17 protein-coding genes are annotated in these 20,086 nt (G+C 68.6%); 13 read left to right on the top strand and 4 right to left on the bottom strand.

From position 1 onward, the window contains the following. Positions 1-117 precede the first annotated feature (117 nt). The 5 genes from LMI96_RS07395 (at position 118) to LMI96_RS07375 (ending at position 4,459) form a co-directional block, all read left to right on the top strand. Positions 118-1,047, top strand: a complete 930-nt coding sequence (locus tag LMI96_RS07395; RefSeq protein ID WP_228361024.1) for a carbohydrate ABC transporter permease — start codon at positions 118-120, stop codon at positions 1,045-1,047. 1 nt (position 1,048) lies between these two features. Further along, on the top strand, positions 1,049-1,960 hold the full coding sequence (locus tag LMI96_RS07390; protein ID WP_223721645.1) for a carbohydrate ABC transporter permease: 912 nt from the start codon (positions 1,049-1,051) through the stop codon (positions 1,958-1,960). 44 nt (positions 1,961-2,004) lie between these two features. Continuing rightward, a complete protein-coding gene (locus LMI96_RS07385; RefSeq protein WP_223721646.1) occupies positions 2,005-2,868 on the top strand; it encodes a ketose-bisphosphate aldolase in 864 nt (287 codons plus the stop codon). A 26-nt stretch (positions 2,869-2,894) separates the two neighbouring features. After that, complete coding sequence (locus LMI96_RS07380) at positions 2,895-4,094, top strand: ADP-dependent glucokinase/phosphofructokinase (RefSeq protein WP_228361023.1); 1,200 nt, start codon at positions 2,895-2,897, stop codon at positions 4,092-4,094. A 143-nt stretch (positions 4,095-4,237) separates the two neighbouring features. Next, positions 4,238-4,459: a hypothetical protein gene (locus LMI96_RS07375; protein ID WP_228361022.1), complete on the top strand. Its 222-nt coding sequence runs from the start codon at positions 4,238-4,240 to the stop codon at positions 4,457-4,459. Positions 4,460-4,462: 3 nt separating this feature from the next. Here the strand turns inward: LMI96_RS07375 and LMI96_RS07370 are convergent, their stop codons facing one another. Together LMI96_RS07370 and LMI96_RS07365 are read right to left on the bottom strand one after the other, a co-directional pair. Continuing rightward, positions 4,463-5,875 (bottom strand): HNH endonuclease signature motif containing protein, encoded by a 1,413-nt coding sequence (locus LMI96_RS07370; protein WP_228361021.1) that lies wholly within the window; start codon positions 5,873-5,875, stop codon positions 4,463-4,465. A 227-nt stretch (positions 5,876-6,102) separates the two neighbouring features. After that, positions 6,103-6,819 carry a hypothetical protein gene (locus LMI96_RS07365; protein ID WP_228361020.1) on the bottom strand — a complete coding sequence of 239 codons (717 nt, stop codon included), beginning with the start codon at positions 6,817-6,819 and terminating at the stop codon, positions 6,103-6,105. 191 nt (positions 6,820-7,010) lie between these two features. Here LMI96_RS07365 and LMI96_RS07360 point away from each other — a divergent pair, with 191 nt between their 5' ends. Next, positions 7,011-8,540, top strand: a complete 1,530-nt coding sequence (locus tag LMI96_RS07360) for an Ig-like domain-containing protein (protein ID WP_228361019.1) — start codon at positions 7,011-7,013, stop codon at positions 8,538-8,540. A gap of 37 nt (positions 8,541-8,577) precedes the next feature. Continuing rightward, positions 8,578-11,370 carry a LamG-like jellyroll fold domain-containing protein gene (locus LMI96_RS07355; RefSeq protein ID WP_228361018.1) on the top strand — a complete coding sequence of 931 codons (2,793 nt, stop codon included), beginning with the start codon at positions 8,578-8,580 and terminating at the stop codon, positions 11,368-11,370. 111 nt (positions 11,371-11,481) lie between these two features. Here the strand turns inward: LMI96_RS07355 and LMI96_RS07350 are convergent, their stop codons facing one another. Further along, complete coding sequence (locus tag LMI96_RS07350) at positions 11,482-12,918, bottom strand: HNH endonuclease signature motif containing protein (RefSeq protein ID WP_228361017.1); 1,437 nt, start codon at positions 12,916-12,918, stop codon at positions 11,482-11,484. Positions 12,919-13,100: 182 nt separating this feature from the next. Between LMI96_RS07350 and LMI96_RS07345 the strand changes: the two genes are divergently transcribed. Then, positions 13,101-14,339: a nuclease-related domain-containing protein gene (locus LMI96_RS07345; protein ID WP_223721654.1), complete on the top strand. Its 1,239-nt coding sequence runs from the start codon at positions 13,101-13,103 to the stop codon at positions 14,337-14,339. 45 nt (positions 14,340-14,384) lie between these two features. Here LMI96_RS07345 and LMI96_RS07340 read toward each other — a convergent pair whose 3' ends face one another. After that, positions 14,385-15,860: a LuxR C-terminal-related transcriptional regulator gene (locus LMI96_RS07340; protein WP_228361016.1), complete on the bottom strand. Its 1,476-nt coding sequence runs from the start codon at positions 15,858-15,860 to the stop codon at positions 14,385-14,387. 143 nt (positions 15,861-16,003) lie between these two features. Here LMI96_RS07340 and LMI96_RS07335 point away from each other — a divergent pair, with 143 nt between their 5' ends. The 5 genes from LMI96_RS07335 to LMI96_RS07315 are packed head-to-tail and all read left to right on the top strand — an operon-like array spanning position 16,004 to position 20,080. Next, a complete protein-coding gene (locus LMI96_RS07335) occupies positions 16,004-17,674 on the top strand; it encodes a SulP family inorganic anion transporter (RefSeq protein ID WP_228361015.1) in 1,671 nt (556 codons plus the stop codon). Next, entirely contained in the window at positions 17,668-18,345 is a 678-nt protein-coding gene (locus tag LMI96_RS07330; RefSeq protein WP_228361014.1) for a GAP family protein, read from the top strand. The genes LMI96_RS07335 and LMI96_RS07330 overlap by 7 nt, the downstream gene beginning before the upstream one ends. A gap of 53 nt (positions 18,346-18,398) precedes the next feature. Continuing rightward, the gene (locus tag LMI96_RS07325) at positions 18,399-18,773 is read left to right on the top strand and encodes a PLDc N-terminal domain-containing protein (protein ID WP_228361013.1); all 375 of its coding nucleotides are present in this window, start codon (positions 18,399-18,401) and stop codon (positions 18,771-18,773) included. 32 nt (positions 18,774-18,805) lie between these two features. Further along, positions 18,806-19,084 (top strand): SHOCT domain-containing protein, encoded by a 279-nt coding sequence (locus tag LMI96_RS07320; protein ID WP_228361012.1) that lies wholly within the window; start codon positions 18,806-18,808, stop codon positions 19,082-19,084. A gap of 54 nt (positions 19,085-19,138) precedes the next feature. Continuing rightward, complete coding sequence (locus tag LMI96_RS07315; RefSeq protein ID WP_228361011.1) at positions 19,139-20,080, top strand: DUF1214 domain-containing protein; 942 nt, start codon at positions 19,139-19,141, stop codon at positions 20,078-20,080. The last annotated feature ends 6 nt before the right edge of the window (positions 20,081-20,086 follow it).

Here is a 20,086-nt window from a genome sequence, read left to right as displayed (position 1 = left end):
GGGTTGGGCTGTTGCGGGCGCAGACCGCGTGGCCCGCCTTGTGCTGATCCCGCCCGCCCGGGTCGGGTGCCGCGCACCCCTGGGTTGCGCCCCCCGACCCCTCACAAAGGCGTTCCCATGACTATGCGATCACTGACGGCTCCGGATACCGAGACGCTCGTCACTGGCGTGCCGGCGGCGAAGAAGCGCCGCCACCTGCGGCGGGCCGCGGAGTCCTACGGATTCCTCGCCCCCACGCTCATCCTTCTGTTCGTGCTGATGATCGTGCCGATCGTGATGGTGATCGGCTACTCGTTCCAGGACCGCGCGATCATGGGCTCGTCGACCGACCTCGTCGGCTTCGACAACTACGTCGCCATCCTCACCGACCCGGGGTTCTGGAAAGCGACCGGCAACACGCTGATCTTCACGGTCACGAGCGTCGCCGCCCACCTCGTGCTGGGGCTGACCTTCGCGATGCTGCTGAACAGCCCGCTGATCAGCGCCGTGCCGCGGGCGATCTTCCGGGCCATCTACGTGCTGCCGTGGCTGTTCACCGCCGCCGTGATCGCGGTGCTGTGGCGAATGCTGCTCGCCCCGAACGGCATCATCAACTTCCTGCTCGACTCGAACATCGAGTGGCTCGCCTCCCCCCAGCTCGCGCTCGGCACGGTGACGTTCATCAACATCTGGGCGGGGTACCCGTTCTTCATGGTCAGTCTGCTCGCGGGGCTCCAGGGCATTCCGCAGGACCTCAACGAAGCCGCCCGCGTCGATGGCGCAAGCAGTGTGCAGCGCTTCTGGAACGTCACCATCCCCCAGCTGCGCCCCATCATCATCAGCCTGCTGCTGCTCGACCTCATCTGGACGTCGCAGCAATTCGCCCTCATCTGGATGACCACCGGGGGCGGGCCGATCGATGTGACCGAGGTGCTCAGCACCTATACCTACAAGCTCGCATTCGCGAACTACGACTTCGCGCAAGCCGCGACGTCCGCCGTGCTCGTGCTCCTGATGTCGATGGTGCTCGCGGTGTTCTACGTGCGTCACCAGAAGGCGAGGGACTGACATGTCGATCTCCACGAAGTCGCGGACCCGATCGGATGCGGCGCTGATCGCGGGCCCCCGCCCGCGGCCCGGCACCCGCGCGAAGAAACGCACCCGCCTCGCCCGCGCCGGCGTCATCATCGGGCTCCTCCTCGGCGCCGTGTTCGCCGCGGCCCCGGTGCTCTGGATGCTCTCGAGCTCGTTCAAGTCGAATCGCGAGATCTTCGAACTGCCGCCGCGCCTGATCACCGAATCATTCTCGTTCGACGCGTACGCGGCGATCCTGACGAACCCCGAGACCGTGCGGTTCTTCATCAACAGCTACGTGGTCGCGGGGGCGGTGACGATTCTCACGCTCCTCGTCGCCATCCAGGCCGCGTACGCGTTCAGCCGGTTCGAGTTCCGCGGCAAGCGGGTGCTGAACGTCGTGATCGTGAGCGTGCAGGCGGTGCCGCCGATCACGCTGTTGATCCCCTACTTCGGCCTGATGGTCGGCTTCGGGCTCTACAACACCTACGCGGGGCTGATCCTCACGTACATGGTGTTCACGCTGCCGTACGCGATCATCATGATGACCGGCTACCTGAACACGCTGCCGCGCGAGCTCGATGAGGCCGTGCGCATGGACGGTGCCGGGTCGTTCACGGCCCTCTGGCGAGTGCTCGTGCCGATCGCCGTTCCGGGCATCGTCTCGGTCGGGATCTACACGTTCATGATCGCGTGGAACGAGTACCTGTTCGCGTTGACGCTGACGCGCACTACCGACATGCGCACCGTGCCCATCGGCATCCAGTTGCTCATGGGTCAGCACTCGTACGAGTGGAACCAGATCATGGCGATGAGCATTCTCGGCTCGATCCCGGTGCTCATCCTGTTCCTCGTTCTGCAGCGCTACTTCATCAGCGGGCTGACGGCCGGCTCCGTGAAGAGCTGACGCTTTCCCGATCCTCGAACCACCTCACACGAAGGAGAACCACAGTGCTGTACACCGGCAAGTCCATCCTCGACGTCGCGAACGACCACAACTTCGCCATCCCGGCGTTCAACATCAGCGACTGGGCGATGTTCAACGGAATCATGGACATCAGCGAGGAGAAGGCCGCCCCGGTCATCATCGCGATCCACCCCGATGAGGTTTCGCACGTCACGACCGACCTGATCCAGGCGATGCACGCCCGAGCGCACCGCTCGAGCGTGCCGGTCGCGATCCACTGGGATCACGGCGGCACGTACGAGCAGATGATCGTCGCGATCCAGGCCGGGTTCACCTCGGTCATGATCGACGCCTCGCTGCTGCCGTTCGATGAGAACGTGGCGTTGACGCGGAAGGTCGTGGAGGCTGCCCACGCGGTCGGGGTGCAGGTCGAAGGCGAACTCGGCACGATCGGCGCGAACGACAGCTACGGCGAGTCGGGCGCGGCGGAGATCATCTACACGAACACGGAGGACGCGGTGCGCTTCGTGGCCGAGACGGGTGTCGACAGTCTCGCGATCGCGATCGGTACCTCGCACGGGTTGTACCCGGCCGATAAGAACCCGGAACTGCGTCACGACCTGCTCGAAGAGATCAAGGCGGCCGTCGGCATCCCGCTCGTGTTGCACGGGGGGTCGTCGAACCCGGATGCGGAACTCGCCCGCGCCGTGTCGCTCGGCGTCAACAAGATCAACATCTCAAGCGACATCAAGGTGTCGTACCACAACCGCATGCGCGAGATCCTCGGCACCGACGAGCGTCTGCGCGAGCCGAACGCGATCCAGCCGGAGGCCATCGCGGCGATGAAGGTGACCGCGGCCGAGAAGATCGATCTGTTCGGCGCGGCCGGCAAGGCGTCGCTGTACTAACGCCGCAGGAGGATCAGGATCGCGTCATGGGTAGTTCTCTCGTTCTCGGGCTCGGCGGCACCGTCGATTTCGAGGTGCACTGGGATCCTCGGGTGCTCGACGGGCTCGCCCGCTCGTACGCGATCCGGGTCGGTGAGCTGTCGGCGACCGCGCCGATCACCGATGAACGGTCGCTGGTCGTCACGATCCTCGCGTTCGTGGCGACCGGCGCCGGCGGCGAGTTCTTCGTCGAGTCGTCGGAGACGCTCGAGCGGTTCGCGTCTCGGTTCACGACGAAGGTGACGCTCGGCGGCACCGGGGTGCGGGCGGGGCTCGCGCTCGATCAGGTGGGCGTTGCGACCGTGCAGCATCTGGTGAGCATCGACGAAAACGTGCGGCGGTTGCTGCCGGCGTCGATCACGTCGGTCTGTTCGGCGACCGAGGACACGCTCGATCCGCACCTGATCGTGCAGTACCCGGCGGCGACGGTCGTGCGGTTGGTCGATGGCGAGGTCGTCTCGCCGGCCCCGAATCGGCTGATCTTCGCGAACGATCCACCGAACCGGGAGATGGCGATCGCCGCCGATCTCGGTGATGCGCTCGCCGACGCGCGCGTTTTTCTGGTGTCGGGGTTCAACACGATGCAGGACCACGATCTGCTCGTGCGACGGCTGGGTGAGCTGACTGCAGCGATGGTGCGGCTGCCGGAGGACGCCCTCGTGTACTACGAGGACGCGGGCTTCTACGTGCGGGAGTTCGCCGAGACGATCCGGGCGCACCTGCTGCCGTGGATCGACGTGTACGGCATGAACGAGGACGAACTGCAGGAGTACGTGCAGCGTCCGGTGGATCTTCTCGACCCCGATGATGTCGTCGCGGCGTTGGCAGAGGTGCGCCGGCTGATTCCGGCGCCCGTCGTCGTCGTGCACACGCGGTACTGGGCGATCGGGGTCGGGCCGAGCGCCGCGACAACGCGCACCGCGCTCGACAGCGCGGTGCGGATGGCGGCCACCCGGTACCGGCTCGGTGACGTGTTCGATCGCGCGGATCTCGACGTGACGGGGGAGCTGCCCCGGCATCCCGGGGGGCTGGCCGTGGTGGCGGCCGTCGAGGGTGCGGTGCCGGATGCGGCGGGCGTCGCCGCCCACGTCATCGATACGGCGTCGCCGACGACGATCGGCCTCGGCGACACGTTCGTCGGTGGATTCCTCGCGGGAGTCGTGAGTCGCAGCGAGGCGCCGGCCTGAGCGAGGTCCGGCCTGATCGGCGAGTTCGCGTCGTCGCCTCCGGTTGTCCACAGTCTGCGCGGCGTTGCGGGATGCGGGTGGATGCCCGGTATGCTCGCCGAACCAGAGCTCCTCGCTGGATCGCCGTGGACATTGGAGTCCTCATGGTTCGTCCCCGCCCCACCGCTCTTGCCGTGTTCGCCGCCACGATCGGGATGCTGCTGCTCGTCGCAGGCATCGTGCTCGCCGCGGACGGATCGCTCGTCGACGTTCGTCTCGCCAGGATCATGCTGTTCGCGGGCGTCAGCGTGCTCGCGATCGTCGCGGTCGTGTCGGTCGAGTACTCCCGCCTGCGTGCCGGTCGCACCCGGATGCGGGTTCGCTGACCCTCACGCAAACGGCCGGGTCGACCCATCGATCAGAACGGTGGGGGAGGCCCGCCGGGATCGTCGGGAATGAAGTGCACGGTCGGGGCGGGTGGGGTGTCGATGTAGGTGGTGCCGAGTGGGGAGGTCCATTCGAGTACCCCGCCGCCGAGTTGCCGCACCCGCCAGGCGGTGAATTGCTTCATGCTGTGGTGGCGTTGACAGAGGGCCTCGCAGTTGTCGACAGCCGTGGGGCCGCCGAGGTGATGGTCGACGGTGGTCGATTTCGCAGCGGATGGCGGGCACGCGGCATCCGGGAAAACGGCAGTGTCGGTCGCGGGCGCCGAGGAACCGGCGCATCGGCGCGCTCGCGAGTCGCGCGTCGGTGTGCAGCACGGCGCCGGTGACGGGGTCGGTGATCAGGCGGTCCCACGCTTCATCGACCGTTCCGGCGAGAAGCCGCGCGGTCTCGGCATCGATGGGGGAGCGCCCGACGAGGTCGGCGGGGTGCTCGTCGCCGCGAAGAAGGGTGAGCGCGGGCACCACGACCTGCACCTTCGCGCGGATGGCGCCGAGTGTGCCCGGCCCGTCATCGGTTCGCGTGGGGTCGGCACCCGGCTGCGCCGTGAGCAGCATGTCGGTGAGCAGGTCGACCCGAAGCTGGTCGACCGTGCGTGCGTCTGACGCGACGATCTCGTCCTGATCGAAGACACCGCCCGCTGCGTCACCACAACCCGCCGCGCCGCCCGAAGCCGCCGCCCGCATCCGCTCGCGGGCCTGGCCGCGCGCATCGACCGTGGCCGCGGCCTGCTGCGTCAGTCGGTCGTAGATGGCGTCGATGTGCAGCGTCGGGGCGATGAGGGTGAGCCCCGACATGCCGTCGCCGACGATGAACGTGCGGATGCAGCGATCCTCGCGGGCTTCCGCGTGCCGCTCGGTGAGGCTGCGCGGATGCAGCCGCTCGGCGAGGATCGCCAGTTCCGCCCGCAGGCGCCCCGCGGTCTCGTCTTCGCAGCGGATCAGCGCGAGCTGCTCGAACTCGGCACGGGCCTCGGGCGGAAGCGGCCGCCCGAGCTCCGTGATCAGTTGCACATGAGCGCGAGTGATGGTGCCCTTCTCCCACGCATCGAGCGTCGCGGGGAATCCGTCCACCAGCATCGCCGCGTCGTTGATCTGCCGCTGCATCGAACGGTCGGAGGTGCGCATGACTCCGGCGAGCTCGGCTGCGATGGCACGCAGTGCCATCTCGGTCGCCTTGACCGACGAGGATGCGTGCGCCGTGTGCTGCTCGGCCAGCTCGAGGGCGCGCGCGAGTGCACGACTCATGCGCGCCTGCCCCGCCGCGACCTGCGCGTTCGCGGCGCTCGCCGCGTGCACGATGTCGGCCAGCGTCGCGGTCTCCGCGTCGCTGAATCCGATGAACGTGCTCGTTGCCATGCCCCAATTTTACGAAGAGCCTCCGACATCGGCTCCCCAGGTCAGCGGCTCATTCGAGACCCGTGGAGAGCTCCCCGAATCAGCGTCCTGGGGAGGAGGAGTGCGGCGACGCTCACCGATCACCGCGCCCACCGGTCTCTCGCCGCGGGTGGCGCGGCGGTGCGTTTCGATCACGTCGAATCCGGCGGCCTGCCGAGGCTATCCCGCACTCCCCAGACCCACACCCCTTACTCGCAGGTGTACTCGTGCCCGTTGGAGAGATGCACGCCGGGGCCGAGGTCGGCGCAGATGCTGGCGTTGCCGAGCGCCGCGAAGTACGCCAGCAGCGCGATCGTCGCGGCGATCATCACGATCGAGATCAGGATGCCGGCGAGGGCCAGCCGCCGCGGCTGCAGGGTGCGGCCGAGGTGCCGGAACGACGCCGCACTCAGCACGAATCCGATCAGCGCGAGCACGGGAAGGAACGAGAGCACGAACCCGGTGATCGTGGCAGCGGTCCACGCGGTCGCCTGCCGCGGGGTGTCGTACTGGCGCGGGCCCGGACGCGCCTGTCCCTGCGGGTGCGCGCCGCCGGGGCAGGGGTGCCCGGGCCGCATCGTCTCGAGGGCGCGGAGCTCATCCGGTTCGAGCGTGCCCGCCCGGGCGCGCGCGGCGACCGCCATCATGTCTCGGTCGCTGCCGACGCCGGCCGCGTGCATCTGGGTGATCGCCCACGCGTACGCCGCGCGCTGGTCTTCCGACATCGCGCGGTACATGCGCGTGACCCGGTACAGGACGGCGAAGAAGAGGATGCTGACCAGCAGCGCCATGAATCCGTCGCCGGCGTGGTTGTCGAAGTCCGTGGTCCACAGAAAGATGCCGGTGGCCAGAGATACGACGCCGAAGCCACCGAGCACGGAGATCTGCGTGATCCAGTAGCCCTTACCCCGTTCGCCGTCTGCCACACGCCCACTCTAGGTCGGGCCACCGGCAGCCCCGATTCCCGTAGCTCAGGTCGCGTTCACTTCGCGGGTTCCTTTCGTTCACGGACGGTCGTTCGGCGTCGTTACGTTGCTTGACGGACCGCGCACCCGAGCGTGACCCCCGACAGATGAGAATGCGAATGAGAACAACGAGCCGAACCCGACTGAGTATCTTGACCGCTGTGACCGGGGCGCTCGCCCTCGTTCTCGGTGTCTCCGCCGCCGCTCCCGCCCCCGCGGCGCTGGCCCTGACCGAGGCTGCGGGCGTGGGCGCCCCGCAGCAGATGCTGATCGAGAGCGTCCACGCGAGCGGCAAGGTGCTCGAGATCGGCAACGATCGCGCCCAGCTCACCGGCGCCGACAACCAGCCCGCCGCCGCGGCGATCTTCGCCCGCGGCACGAACGGCCCCGACCTCGTCGCCCAGACCATCACGGCCTACCCGGTGACGGGCAAGACGGCGACGTACGTGTTCGCGAACCCGGAGGGCGAGGTTCTCGTCCGTAACGCGAACGAGTCGGCGGCTCCCCGCTTCCTCTCCGCTCGGACGGTCGACATCGCCGCCGCCGCACAGGACCCGTACGCGCAGTGGGTCGCGGTCGATGCCGGATCGGGTGCCGTCTACCTCCACAACGTTCAGCCCGACGGGCAGGGTCGCACCGCGGCGCTCGACATGTACGACTGGAAGACGGCCGACACCTCGCAGATCCAGACCTACGACTCGGGAACCGCCGCCGTGCAGAAGTGGCTGCTGCGTTCCGTGATCCCGGAGGTGGCGGTCTTCTCGGGTCGCACCGACCTGGGCGCGATCCCGGTTCTGCCGTCGGAGCGCACGGCACGGTACAGCTGGGGGGCGACGGCCGCTCTCACGTCGATCTCTTGGAACATGCCCGCCCCCGAGGTGTGGCAGTCCGAGGGGACCGTCACGGTCTCCGGAACCGGCGTCGGATTGCTCGGCGAGACCGTGCCCGTCAGTGCGCAGTACGTCGTCGGCTCGCTCGGTGACGCGATCCCCGCCACGATCAGCGGTCACGTCGGCATCACGGTGAAGCAGCTTCGCATGCTCGAGCCGGCGCGGGTCGAGCGCCGGGTCTCCGGGTCGTCCGCCACCGTGTCGGCCCCGGTCGTCTGGGACTGGACGGGGATCACGGATGCGGCGGCCGCCCAGCCGGGAACCTTCACCGTGCCGGCGGCAGCGAGCAGCGGATTCTCCGCATCGCTCGTCGTGACGATCGTGGCGACCGAGCAGGTCAACATCGCGCGGGGTGCGGGCATCCACTTCGGCGTGCTGTTCGGCGAGGGCTCCGCGCTCAACGACGGCAACCGCGACCGGGTCGGGTTCTCCGACTGGCGAAGCGGCGGCGCGGCGAACCGCGTGACGCTGAACCGGGCCACGTACTTCTTCGATCAGCCGCAGCAGATCACCGGCGCTGCCGTCTTCGATCGCGGCACCGACGCGAAGCTCAACGTGGGCACCGCGACCGTGCAGTACCGGAACCTCACCGGCGGATGGGTCGACCTTCCGGCGAAGAACCTCACCTGGCCGTACACGAACGCGACGCCGCAGCTCGAGCTGACGGTCGACAGCGAGCCGGTGCTCGCGACCGGCGCCCGCGTGGTCATCACGACGAAATCGACCTCCACCTGGATGTCGCTCTCCGAGTTCGAGGTCTACGGACCCGCATCCGCTCCGTCCGCGCGCTGACCCGCATCCGCTTTCCCCACTTCTCGCAAGGAACCCCGTGAAATCACCTGCCCCTCGACGCGCCCTGCGTCGAACGCTCGCCGCGGTCGTCAGTACCGCCGTCGCTCTCGGCCTCGCCACCACCGGCGCCACGGTCGCCACGGCGGCAACGCCACCGACCGCCCCCGACGCCGACAACGGCTCCAGCTTCATCCTTCCCGTGCTCCCCGACACGCAGTTCTACTCGCGGTACAGCGCGTCGCAGTTTTACCCGAAGTACGGCACCAACCCGTTCGAGGTGCAGACCCAGTGGATCGTCGACAACCAGCGTGAACTGAACATGCCGTTCGCCGTACACGTCGGCGATGTCGTCGACCAGCAGGGTGTGACCGGCGAGTGGGAAGCCGCCGACAAGGCCATGGACATGCTCACCGCCGGGGGAGTGCCCTACTCGATCCTTCCCGGCAACCACGACGTCTCCGACATGAACGCCCGTTCGTCGACCGGGATCTCCGGCAACTACCGCGCGCGTTTCGGTGCGTCCGCGATGGCTGCGCAGTCGGCGGCGACCGGGAGCACGCTGCTCGGCACGTTCCAGGACGGACTCTCGTCGGCGTACCTGTTCGAGGCCGAGGGCCACACCTGGATGTCGCTCGCGATCGCGTGGAACGCCTCCGATGACACGTTCGCGTGGGCGCAGGGCATCCTCGACCAGAACAAGGGCATCCCCGTCGTGCTGTCGTCGCACGCGATCATCAACATCGCCGCCGACCAGGCGTCGCCCGCGTCCTGGTGGTGGGGCGACCTGCTCTGGGACCGGCTGATCCGCAAGAACGACCAGATCATGCTGACGGTCAACGGTCACTTCCACGGCGCGACCAAACGCACCCTGACCAACGACTTCGGTCACCCGGTGCACCAGATCCTCACCGACTACCAGATGGCCGCCGACGGAGGGAACGGCATCTTGACGCTGTTCGAGTTCGATCTGAGCAACCAGAAGATCGACGTCGAGTCGGTGTCGCCGTGGGTGACGAAGAAGGACGCGGGTTCGCGGGCCTCATCCGATACGCCCGTGCTCACCGGCCCCAGCCAGTCGTTCAGCTTCGCGTTCGACTTCAACGGCCGTTTCGGCTGGACGACGGATGCGGCGGAGGAGAACAACGCCGACCTGTCGAAGCGCGCGAAGGAGATCGTGTCGGAAGGATGGGTCGGCGGCGACGGAAGCGGCACTCGTGCGGATGCGGGCGCGCCCAGCGACTACCCGCAGGTCGACGGAACCGTCGCGCACTGGCGCTTCGGCGATGTGGCGACGGGCGTCGTCGATGAGACGACGGTGATCCCGGATGTGGCGGGCTCGAGCCCGATGTACCGCAACGCGGTCGACACCACCGATCACCCGGAGCTTCTCGAAGATGTGAACGTGACGCACACGAACCGGGCGCTGTACTCGGCCGACCCGGGTGCCATCTGCTTCACCGGCGCGACCCGCAACCCGAGTGGACCGGACCGGTTGTCGTACATCACGACCGAGTACGGCGCTCCGGCGACGTTCGCCGATCTGAACGCGGAGGACGGCTACACGATCGAGACGTTCCTGCAGCTCGACGCGACCTGGACCGAGAGCGCCAACCGCTGGAGCGCCGCGCTGACCCGCGGCGGGTCTCGCGCGTGGACCGGCATCGCCGACAGCTCCGACCCCGGTGCGGGGGTCGCGTGGCTCGGTATCTCCAGCCTGCGCGAGTACCAGTACTCGGCCGCCACCTCCGACCGCGGTCAGAGCTACACACTCTGGTCGGGCGAGATCATGCAGAGCGCCTGGCACCACGTCGCCATCGTCAACGACCCGATCGCGGACACGGCGATCATGTACGTCGACGGGGTGCCGGTGCTGCGGAACGCGTCGCAGGTCGGCGGGATGATGGCGTCGAACTTCATGCCGTGGATCATCGGCGCGTCGACGTGGGATTCCGAGCCCGAGCACGGCTGGAACGGATGCGTCGGCGAAACCCGCATCGTCGATCACGCCCTGAAGGCGGACCAGTTCCTCTACAACCGTGTCGACATCGACGCGACGGGGGCGGGCTTCGCGGTGACGACCGATCTCGCGAGCGTCTACCCGCACGACAGCCGGATCGCCTCGCTCTCCGGGCGTGGTCACGCCGGTGCGTCGGTGCGCGTCGAGTCCGACGGCGTGCTGCTCGGGAAGGCGGAGGTCGCTGCCGACGGCACGTGGACGGTGGCGCTCACCGAGCCGCTGGCCGGTTCCGGCTCGTACGGTCTGTCGTTCGTGCAGTCGATCGGTTCGCGTGACGGCAAGGCGCTCGATGCCGTCGTCGTGATCGGTGAGGATGCGGGCTGGACGCCGGCCGAGTCCGATCTGGCCGCCGATCTCGAGGGCAAGATCGCGGTGACACCGAACCCGTTCGTCGCCGGGGCTGAGCTGACGGTCGCCGTGCCGGCAGGTCACGAGGGCGAGACGGTGCACGTGTTCGCGTTCTCCACGCCGGCGGTGCTCGGCACCGGAACCGTGGGTTCGGGCTCGACCCTGCGCGTGAGCACCCCGTCGAGTCTCGCGCTCGGTGAGCACCGTGTCGCGGTGTACTCGGCGGCCGGTGACGTTCTCGGCTGGCAGCGTGTGACGGTGCAGGCTCCCACTGTCGAGGAGCCGGTCATCATCCCGATCGATCAGCCGATCGAGGGCGGCCCGGTCTCGCAGGAGCCGACCCGCGGCGGGGTGTCGGCGCTCGCCGTGACGGGTGTCTCGGTGCTCGGTACGCTGCTCGTCGCCGCGGGTGCGCTGATCGTGGGTGGGATCCTTCGTTCCCGCCGGGGTCGCCGCGCGGACTGACGCCGTCGGAGTGCAATCGGGGGCGTGCCGCGTTGCGGTGCGCCCCCTTCACGTGTGCGCGTGTGCAGCCGTGCAACGCGAGTCATGCGGGTGGCAGGAATGCTGCCCGCATCAGAACTGCGGCAGGCGATCGGGCGGGGGACCGCCGGGTTCGACTCCGGGCGGGGGACCGCCGGGATCGTCGGGAATGAAGTGCACGGTCGGCGCCGGCGGGGTGTCGATGTAGGTGGTGCCGAGTGGGGAGGTCCATTCGAGTACCCCGCCGCCGAGTTGCCGCACCCGCCAGGCGGTGAATTGCTTCATGCTGTGGTGGCGTTGACAGAGGCCTTCGCAGTTCTCCACGTCGGTGGGTCCGCCGAGGTGATGGTCGATGGTGTGGTCGATTTCGCAGCGGATGGCGGGCACACGGCATCCGGGAAAACGGCAGTGTCGGTCGCGGGCCGTCAGGAATCGGCGCATCGGGTCGCTCGCGAACCGGGAATCGGTGTGCAGCACGGCACCGGTGACGGGGTCGGTGATCAGGCGGTCCCAGGCGCTGTTCACGGCTCCGGCGATGGCGCGTGCGGTCGCGGCGTCGATGGGGGAGCGGCCGACGAGGTCGGCGGGGTGCTCGTCGGCGCCGAGCAGGGTGAGCGCGGGCACGACGACCTGCACCTTCGCGCGGATGGCGCCGAGCGTGCCCGGCCCATCGTCGGTGCGTGTGGGGTCGGCACCCGGCTGCGCCGTGAGCAGCATGTCGGTAAGCAGATCAACGCGCAACTGATCGACGGTGCGCTCATCGGACGCCACGATCTCGTCCTGATCGGACGCACCAACACCGACACCGACACCGGTGCCGCCTGCAGCTCGAGTCTGAGCTGCGGCCCGCGCCCGCACGCGCTCTCGAGCCTGGGTTCGCGCGTCGACGGTGGCCGCGGCCTGCCGTGTGAGCCGGTCGTAGATGGCGTCGATGTGCAGAGTCGGGGCGATGAGGGTCAGCCCCGACATGCCGTCGCCGACGACGAAGGTGCGGATGCAGCGATCCTCGCGGGCTTCCGCGTGCCGCTCGGTGAGGGTGCGCGGATGCAGTCGCTCCGCGAGGATCGCCAGTTCCGCCCGCAGGCGCCCCGCGGTCTCGTCTTCGCAGCGGATCAGCGCGAGCTGCTCGAACTCGGCCCGCACCTCGGGCGGAAGCGGCCGCCCGAGCTCCGTGATCAGCTGCACATGAGCGCGAGTGATCGTGCCCGCCTCCCACGCATCGAGCGTCGCCGGGAATCCGTCCACCAGCAGGCCGGCGTCGTTGATCTGCCGCTGCACCGACCGGTCGGAACTGCGGATCGCCCCGGCGAGCTCGGCTGCGATCGCACGCAGTGCCATCTCGGTTGCCTTCACCGATGACGACGCGTGCGCGGTGTGCTGTTCGGCCAGCTCGAGGGCGCGCGCGAGCGCCCGACTCATGCGCGCCTGGGCGGCGGCGGCATCTGCGCTTGCGGCGCTCGCCGCGTGCACTATATCGGCCAGCGTCGCGGTCTCCGCGTCGCTGAATCCGATAAACGCGCTCGTTGCCATGCCCCAATTTTACGAAGGGCCTCCGACATCGACATCCCAGATCAGCGGCTCATTCCAGACCTGTGGAGAACTCCCCGAAAGAGCTTCCTGTGGAGGATAAGATCCAGAACGAGCACCGCACCGCCGACCGCCACGACCCCGCATCACCGCCCCCGCGCATCCGCCCGTACAGATTGGGACCGATGGGAACTCTCGAATCCCGGCACCGCGCCGTATCCATCGCTGCGACGATCGTCATGGTCGTGGTTTCTGTCGTCAATGCGGTGAGCTGGGCGCTCGCGGGACTGACGAGTCAGGCGTGGGCGTTCGTCGCGGTGGGGTTGCTCATCGGAGTGTTCCTGCTGTGGCCGGTGTGCCGTCGCCGCATCACCGGGTGGTCGCGCGCGTGGATTCTTCTCCTCTTCGTCGTGCAGGCGTTCGGCGGCTGGACGACGTTCTCGATCGTGCAGCTGGCGGTGCCGGCATCCCTTGCTCAGATTCATGTCGTGTGGGTGGTGCTCTTCCTCGTTGCGTTCGTGACGCGCGAGATCGCGGATGCATCGATCGGAGTGGCGCGGCGTGCCGACGTGCGGCGAGATGCGCGGCGCGCGGAGCAGCGGCGGATCGAAGCGAATCGCGAACGCGAGCTGGAGTACTCGCGACGGGTCGAACGCGCGCACAGCGCGGTGGCGCAGGCGAGCCGGCCGGGTGCGTTGACGGGGTACGAGCCCGATGATCTTGCGGGGGTCTCGCTGGGGCAACCGCCGCACATGTACGGCGTTCCGGGCGTCGGACTCGAGGCGGCCGGGTATCCCGAAGTGGCCACGGAGCTGGGCCGGCAGGGCGAGCGCAACTTCGCGAAGGCGCTCGCGAAGGCCGGTCTTCTCGACCGCTTCGCGACGTTCTGGTCTGTGCACATGCCCGATCAGACGCTGGGGGCCAGCGCCGAGTTTCCGACAGACGTCGACTGCGTGATCATCACGGGCCGATCCGTGTTCTTGATCGACGTGAAGAATTTCGCGCAGGGCGACGTCACCTGGGTCACGGAGGCGGTGGATGACGGCGACGGCCGATCGCATCACCAGCTCGTCGCCGTCGACAACGTCACGGGCGGCTACGTCGGCCAGCCGCGGTGGATGACCCGGAACATGCAGTTCGCCACCGACCGGTTCGGGGCACGATTCACCGGGAGCGGCATCCGGCTCCGGGTGCAGCCGCTCGTCGTGATGATGCCGCGCCCCGAAGGTCTCGGGGTCGTCGAGGGAGTGATGTGGCCGGATGCGGTGCCCACCGTGGGGCTTCCGGATGCGCTCGCGCTTCTCGCGAAGGAGCGTCCGTTCGATCCGACGGGGCGAGACAGTGAGCTGCTCCGGGCGATGCTGAAGACGCTCATCAAGGATGACAGCGGAACTGCTCCCATGCCGCGGATCACGCGTCCCTGACCGCATCCGCAGAACCCCGCCGCCCGCCGAAACCCGACCCCACCCCTACCGGGAGTCTGCGACCTGGATCGCGGCTCGTCGGGTGCGGACGTCGAGCTTGCGATAGATGGCGCGGATGTGCGTTTTGACCGTCGGGTAGCCGATGTCCATTCGCGTGGCGATCTCTTCGGCGGTCATCGTGGTGCGGAGGTAGGCGAGCACCTCGCGTTCCCGCGGGGTCAGGATTCCGGTGACGAGCCGCGAGAGGGTGTCGCGTTGCGCGAAGATCGCGCGCAGGAGCGGGTCGTGCGGCGACCCTCGTTTCGCGTGCGCGGCGAGAAGATCGCCGACCGTCGGGTCGGACGTGAGGAAGGGCGCCAGAACGCCCTCCCGCGCGGCCAGCTCCAGGGCGCGGTCGAGATACTCGTGCGCCTGTCGTCCGCGACCGGATGCGGCGCTGAGCACGGCCGAGGTGACTAGCGTGCTCACGAGCGCGTACTGCGGGAGAGGCATCGCGGCGGCGAGGGCAAGCGCCTGTCGGGCACGGTCGAACTCGTCGAGCCGCGCGTAGAGCTCGCCGAGGAGAGCGTGTGCGACGGCCGCTCCGGTTCGCACCAGGGCGGGAGCGGCGATCGCCAGCGCCCGCTCGTCGCGCCCCTCGGCGTGCGCGAGCCAGGCGCCGACGACGCTTCGCAGCGTGCCCCAGGAGATGCCGTGTTTGTCGGCCGCGCTGACGCCCTGCAGGAGACGCGCTGCCTCGGGGTAACGCTCCGCCCGCCCCAGGGCGATCAGGCTCAACGTCAGGTAGAGCCGGGCCTGCGCCTCGAAATCGTTGCCGGGGCTTCCCTCGACGACGATCGAGTCCAGAAGCCGCACGGCCTCCGGAAAGTCGCCGCGCCAGAACGCGATGGTTCCCCGATTGGACTGCGGCAGGCCCCCTTCGAAGCGATCCCAGTCGCTCTGCCGGGGCGCGGCGGGAAGACCGTCGAGAATCCGCTCGGCCTCGGTGAAGGCGCCCGCCTGGGTGAGCGCGAACGCGAGGTTCGACTGCGCGAGCCGAAACGTCTCCTCGCGCGACTGCAGGCGCGCCTCGTCACTGGCGGAGCGCAGAAGAGTGATCGCGTCGGCGAAGTTCCGCCGAAGACGCACTTCCGTCCAGCCGAGCAGGAACAGCGCGGACGGGTAGTCGTCTTCCGGTCCGCACTGGGCGAGGGCGTCGCGCGCGCGGTCTGCGGTGGCCGCCTTCGTGGCGTTGTCGGGCGCGAGGAGGAGGGTCGTGAAGCACACGACGAAGTCGTCCGCGGCGACGCGCATCCCCTGCCCGCGGAGGAATGCGGCGCCGTGCTGATCGCCGGCCAGGTCTCTGCAGCACGCCCGGATCAGCAGGATGTGCGGGTCGTGGCCGTCGGGAAACTCGATGCAGAGCTCTTCGAGCTCGCTCGTCCGAGACTCCAGCACGAGGCGAAGCCAGTTGCGCCGCAGAAGACGGGCCGCAGCCTCGGTCCTCCCCGCGGAGAGTTCCCGGCGCACGGCGTCGATCATGGCTCTCAGAGTATCGCCGCACCGGGTCGCACCCGGGTGCGCGCGTCACATAGCCCGGGCGCGAGCGTCACAAAGAACGGCGCCTCATCCGAGAAGGATGAGAGCGCCCGTTCCGGCACCCCGCAATCGGGATTATTGCCCCGATGCGAGTTCTCATTCCGGGCCTGAACCGGCACAACGTGGCCGGCGAACTCCTCGCCGGCGTGACGTTGGTCGCGATCGCGATCCCGTTGAACATCGGCTACGCGCAGATCGCCGGGCTGCCCGCATCCGCGGGTCTGTACGCCCTCGTCGTTCCCGCCCTGGTGTGGGCGCTGCTGGCGTCATCGCGGCAGCTGGTCGTGTCGTCGGATGCGGCGTCGGCCTCGCTGGTCGCGTCGTCGCTCGGGGGCCTGGCCGTCGCGGGCTCGCAGAGCTACGCGGTCATGGCGTTGGCGCAAGCGGTCATCTGCGGGGTCGTCTTCCTGCTGATGGCGGTGTTCCGGCTCGGCTTCCTGGCGACCTTCCTGTCGAAGCCGATCTTGATCGGTTTCGTCGGCGGACTCTCGCTCGACATCCTCGTCTCGCAGGTCGCGAAGGCGCTGGGGGTGCACGTCGATTCCGGCGCGGAGTTCACGGCGAAGGTCGTGGCTCTCGCGACCGGCCTCGCGGACGCCAACCCGTGGTCGATGCTCATCGCGGTGAGCGCCGCCGCGATCCTTTTGATCGGACAGCGCCTCGCGCGCGCCGTGCCGTGGGCGCTCGTCGTCATGGTCGCGGCCACCTCGGCCGTGGCGCTGACGCACGCCGATGCGGCCGGGGTGCAGGTGCTCGGCGCCGTGCCCGCGGGACCTCCGGATCTGACGTGGCCGGTGCTGGATGCGGCGCAGTGGCTGGTGCTCGTGCCCTCGGCCCTGGCTCTCGCGATGGTCGCTTCGGCCGAAGGCCTGCTCGTCTCCCGCTCCTACGGTGAGAAGCACCAGTACGCCACGCGGCCGAATCGCGATCTGTTCGCCTTCGGCGTCGCGAACATCGCCGCGGGGGCGAGCGGATCGTTCGCGCTCGGGGCCTCGACGAGCCGCACCGCGGCGATGGACCGTGCGGGATCGCGCACGCAGTTGCCCTCGCTCGTCCTCGCCGGCGGCACCCTCCTGCTGCTCCTGTTCGGTACCGACCTGCTCGCCGAGATTCCGGCGCCCGCCATCGGCGCGATCGTCGGCGTCGCGATCCTGCCGTTGCTCGGTTTCCGAGAGCTCCGCCGGCTGTGGCGGCTCTCGCGATTCGAGTTCTGGATCGCCGTCGTCTGCTTCGTCGTCACGCTCACGGTCGGGTCGATCGCCGGCATCGTCGTAGCGTTCGTGCTCGCGTTGATCAATCTCGCGCGGCGGGCCGCGACCCCGACGATCGACGTGCTCGCCGACGACGGAAATCCCGCCCACGCGCTCGTCGAGGGCACGACGGCGGGCCAGACCACCGCGGCCGGGACCATCATCATCCGGATGGCGGCGCCCTTGTTCTTCGCGAACGGAGCCGTGTTCACGCAGGCGGTGAAGTCCGCGATCACGGATGCGGGCGGCCCGGACGACGTCCACCGTCTCGTCGTCGACATGGAGGCCGTCACCGACGTCGATGTCACCGGTGCCGACGAGTTCGATGGTCTGCGCACCTGGCTTGCCGCCGCGCGGATCGAGCTTGAGTTCAGCCGGGTGCGCAGCAATGCGCGGGCGCGTCTCGCTCGATTCGGTGTCGTCCGCGCGGGCGACACGGTGTTCTCGACGAACCGCGCCGCCGCATCCGCTTCGCTCGCATCTTCGGAAGGAACCCGACCGTGCTGAGTCCTGTCATCGGTGAGCTGCTTCCGCTCACCCTCGCCATCGCGGTGAGCCCGTTGACGATCGTGGCGGTCATCCTGATGCTGCTCTCGCCGAATGCGCGCCGGACCGGTCCGGGCTTTCTCATCGGCTGGACGCTCGGGGTCACGATCCCGGTCGTCGTCTTCGTGCTCATCGCGAGCGCGCTGCCCTCGCAGGGTGATTCCGACGGGCCCGACGTCACCCGCGCCGTCGTGCAGTTCGTGCTCGCCGCTCTCCTTCTTCTTCTGGCCGTCGTGCAGTGGCGCCGTCGGCCGCAGGCGGGTGAAGAACCGGCGCTCCCGAAGTGGATGGCGGCGATCGATTCGTTCACGTTCGGCCGTGCGCTCGGTCTGGGTCTGCTGCTCTCTGTTCCGCGCCCCAAGAACCTCCTTGTCGCGGCGAGCGCCAGCGTGATCATCGCCGGAGCGGGGGTGCCGATCGGGTCGGAGGTCGTCGCGATCGCCGTGTTCGTGTTGTGCGCCGTGTCGACCGTGCTCGTCCCGGTCGTTGCCTTCCTCGTTGCGGCTGGCCGACTTCGGCAGCCCATGGAGGCCCTCCGTCGGTGGCTCGCCCGAGAGAACGTGGTGATCACCACGGTGCTCCTCGTGGTCATCGGAGTACTGATGCTCGGTAAAGGCATCGGCTCGCTCTGAATCCCTCGCGCGCTGCGACGCAGCGCGTTACCCGAATCGAAAGGAAATCGCACATGCAATTCTGGGACATCCTCGGCTGGATGCTGTGGTCTGTGGTCTTCATCAGCTACCTGTTCGCCCTCTTCTCGATCGTCGGTGATCTGTTCCGCGATCACGCGCTCAGCGGGTGGTGGAAGGCCGTCTGGATTCTGTTCCTCATCTTCGTTCCGCTCCTGACGGCGCTCGTCTACCTCATCGCCCGCGGGTCGGGCATGGCGGCCCGCAGCGACCGCGCCGCGCGATCCGCGCAGACGGCGGCTGAGTCGTACATCCGCGAGGTCGCCGGACGCAGCCCCAGTGACGAGATCGCGGCGGCGGCGGCTCTGCGAGACGCCGGCTCGATCAGCCCGGACGAGTTCGCGATCCTGAAGGCGAAGGCGCTGGCATGACCGCCTTCTCCGCACCCGGGATGTGATCTGACGTGGCGTTCCTGCGCAGGGTCGGGCGTCCTGGCCTGATCGGGCTCGCGGCGCGCACGGCCGTCGTCGCGGGCACGGCCACTGCGGTGAGCGGTGGAATCACCGCTCACCAGCAGAAGAAGGCGCACGACGAGTTCGCGGCCGAACAACACGCGGCTGAGCAGCCGGCGGACGCATCCGTCGACCTCGTCACCGAACTGCAGAAGCTCGGCGACCTGCGCGCCGCGGGCGTGCTGGACGACGCCGAATTCGCCGCCGCGAAGGCGCGTCTGCTCCACTGACCCCGGCGGGGGCGCCGTGCGTCGGCGCCCCCGCCCACCGAAGGAAGGAACCCCGTGACTGCCATCCCCGTCAATGTCGTGAACTTCGCCCGCGCCGAGACCGACCTCATGTTCGCGCGGCTCGCCGCGGGCGTGGGGGTCGGGGTGTGGAACCACACCTACGAGCTGAAGCCGCTCGACGATCAGCCCATCATTCGCCAGAACCGCGACACGCTCTACAGCAGCGCGATCGTCGACGTTCGGGACGGCGTGACCGTCACGCTCCCCGATACCGGCGATCGTTACATCTCCGTGTGGGTGATCAGCCAGGACCACTACGGCCCGGTCATCCTGCGCGACCCCGGCACGCACCTGCTCACCCGCGAGCTGGTCGGCACCGATTACGCCGCGCTCATTGTGCGCATCCTCGTCGACCCGAACAGTCCCGACGACGTCGCCGAGGTGAATGCGCTGCAGAATGCGCTGCGCATCGACGGCGGCGGTGCGGGCGCGTTCCCGCTGCCCGAGTACGACGAACCGTCGCAGACCGAAACGCGTGATGCGATCCTCACGCTCGCCCGGGGTGTCAGCAAGTACGACCACTCCTTCGGCACCGAAGCGGAGGTCGACCCGATCCTGCATCTGCTCGGCACCGCATCGGGATGGGGCGGCCTGCCCGAGTACGAGGCGACGTACGTCAGCGTCGATGAGGGTCTTCCCGTTGACGAGTACCGCCTCCGGCTCAAAGATGTACCCGTGGAAGCGTTCTGGTCCGTGTCGCTGTACAACGCGGCGGGTTACTTCGAAGAGAACGCGCTCGGCGTCAACAGCATCAACAGCCTCACGGCGACGCCGGATGCGGATGGTGCGGTCACCATCCGGTTCGGCGTGCAGCTCGACGGCGCAGACAACGCGCTGCCGATCATGCCGGGCTGGAACTACGTGCTGCGCCTGTACCGTCCGCTCCCGTCCGTTCTCGACGGTACGTGGACGCCGCCGCGTCCCGAAGTGATCTGACCGCTC

Source organism: Microbacterium sp. cx-59 (assembly GCF_020805625.1).
In the GTDB taxonomy this organism is placed as follows: Bacteria; Actinomycetota; Actinomycetes; order Actinomycetales; family Microbacteriaceae; genus Microbacterium.
This window is presented reverse-complemented; position numbering and strand designations above follow the sequence as displayed.

Bases quoted from the DNA above. Each gene is read 5' to 3' on its own strand.
- LMI96_RS07395 (WP_228361024.1), top strand. From the start codon at position 118: ATGACTATGCGATCACTGACGGCTCCGGATACCGAGACGCTCGTCACT.
- LMI96_RS07390 (WP_223721645.1), top strand. From the start codon at position 1,049: ATGTCGATCTCCACGAAGTCGCGGACCCGATCGGATGCGGCGCTGATC.
- LMI96_RS07380 (WP_228361023.1), top strand. From the start codon at position 2,895: ATGGGTAGTTCTCTCGTTCTCGGGCTCGGCGGCACCGTCGATTTCGAG.
- LMI96_RS07375 (WP_228361022.1), top strand. From the start codon at position 4,238: ATGGTTCGTCCCCGCCCCACCGCTCTTGCCGTGTTCGCCGCCACGATC.
- LMI96_RS07370 (WP_228361021.1), bottom strand. From the start codon at position 5,875: ATGGCAACGAGCACGTTCATCGGATTCAGCGACGCGGAGACCGCGACG.
- LMI96_RS07350 (WP_228361017.1), bottom strand. From the start codon at position 12,918: ATGGCAACGAGCGCGTTTATCGGATTCAGCGACGCGGAGACCGCGACG.
- LMI96_RS07345 (WP_223721654.1), top strand. From the start codon at position 13,101: ATGGGAACTCTCGAATCCCGGCACCGCGCCGTATCCATCGCTGCGACG.
- LMI96_RS07340 (WP_228361016.1), bottom strand. From the start codon at position 15,860: ATGATCGACGCCGTGCGCCGGGAACTCTCCGCGGGGAGGACCGAGGCT.
- LMI96_RS07335 (WP_228361015.1), top strand. From the start codon at position 16,004: ATGCGAGTTCTCATTCCGGGCCTGAACCGGCACAACGTGGCCGGCGAA.
- LMI96_RS07325 (WP_228361013.1), top strand. From the start codon at position 18,399: ATGCAATTCTGGGACATCCTCGGCTGGATGCTGTGGTCTGTGGTCTTC.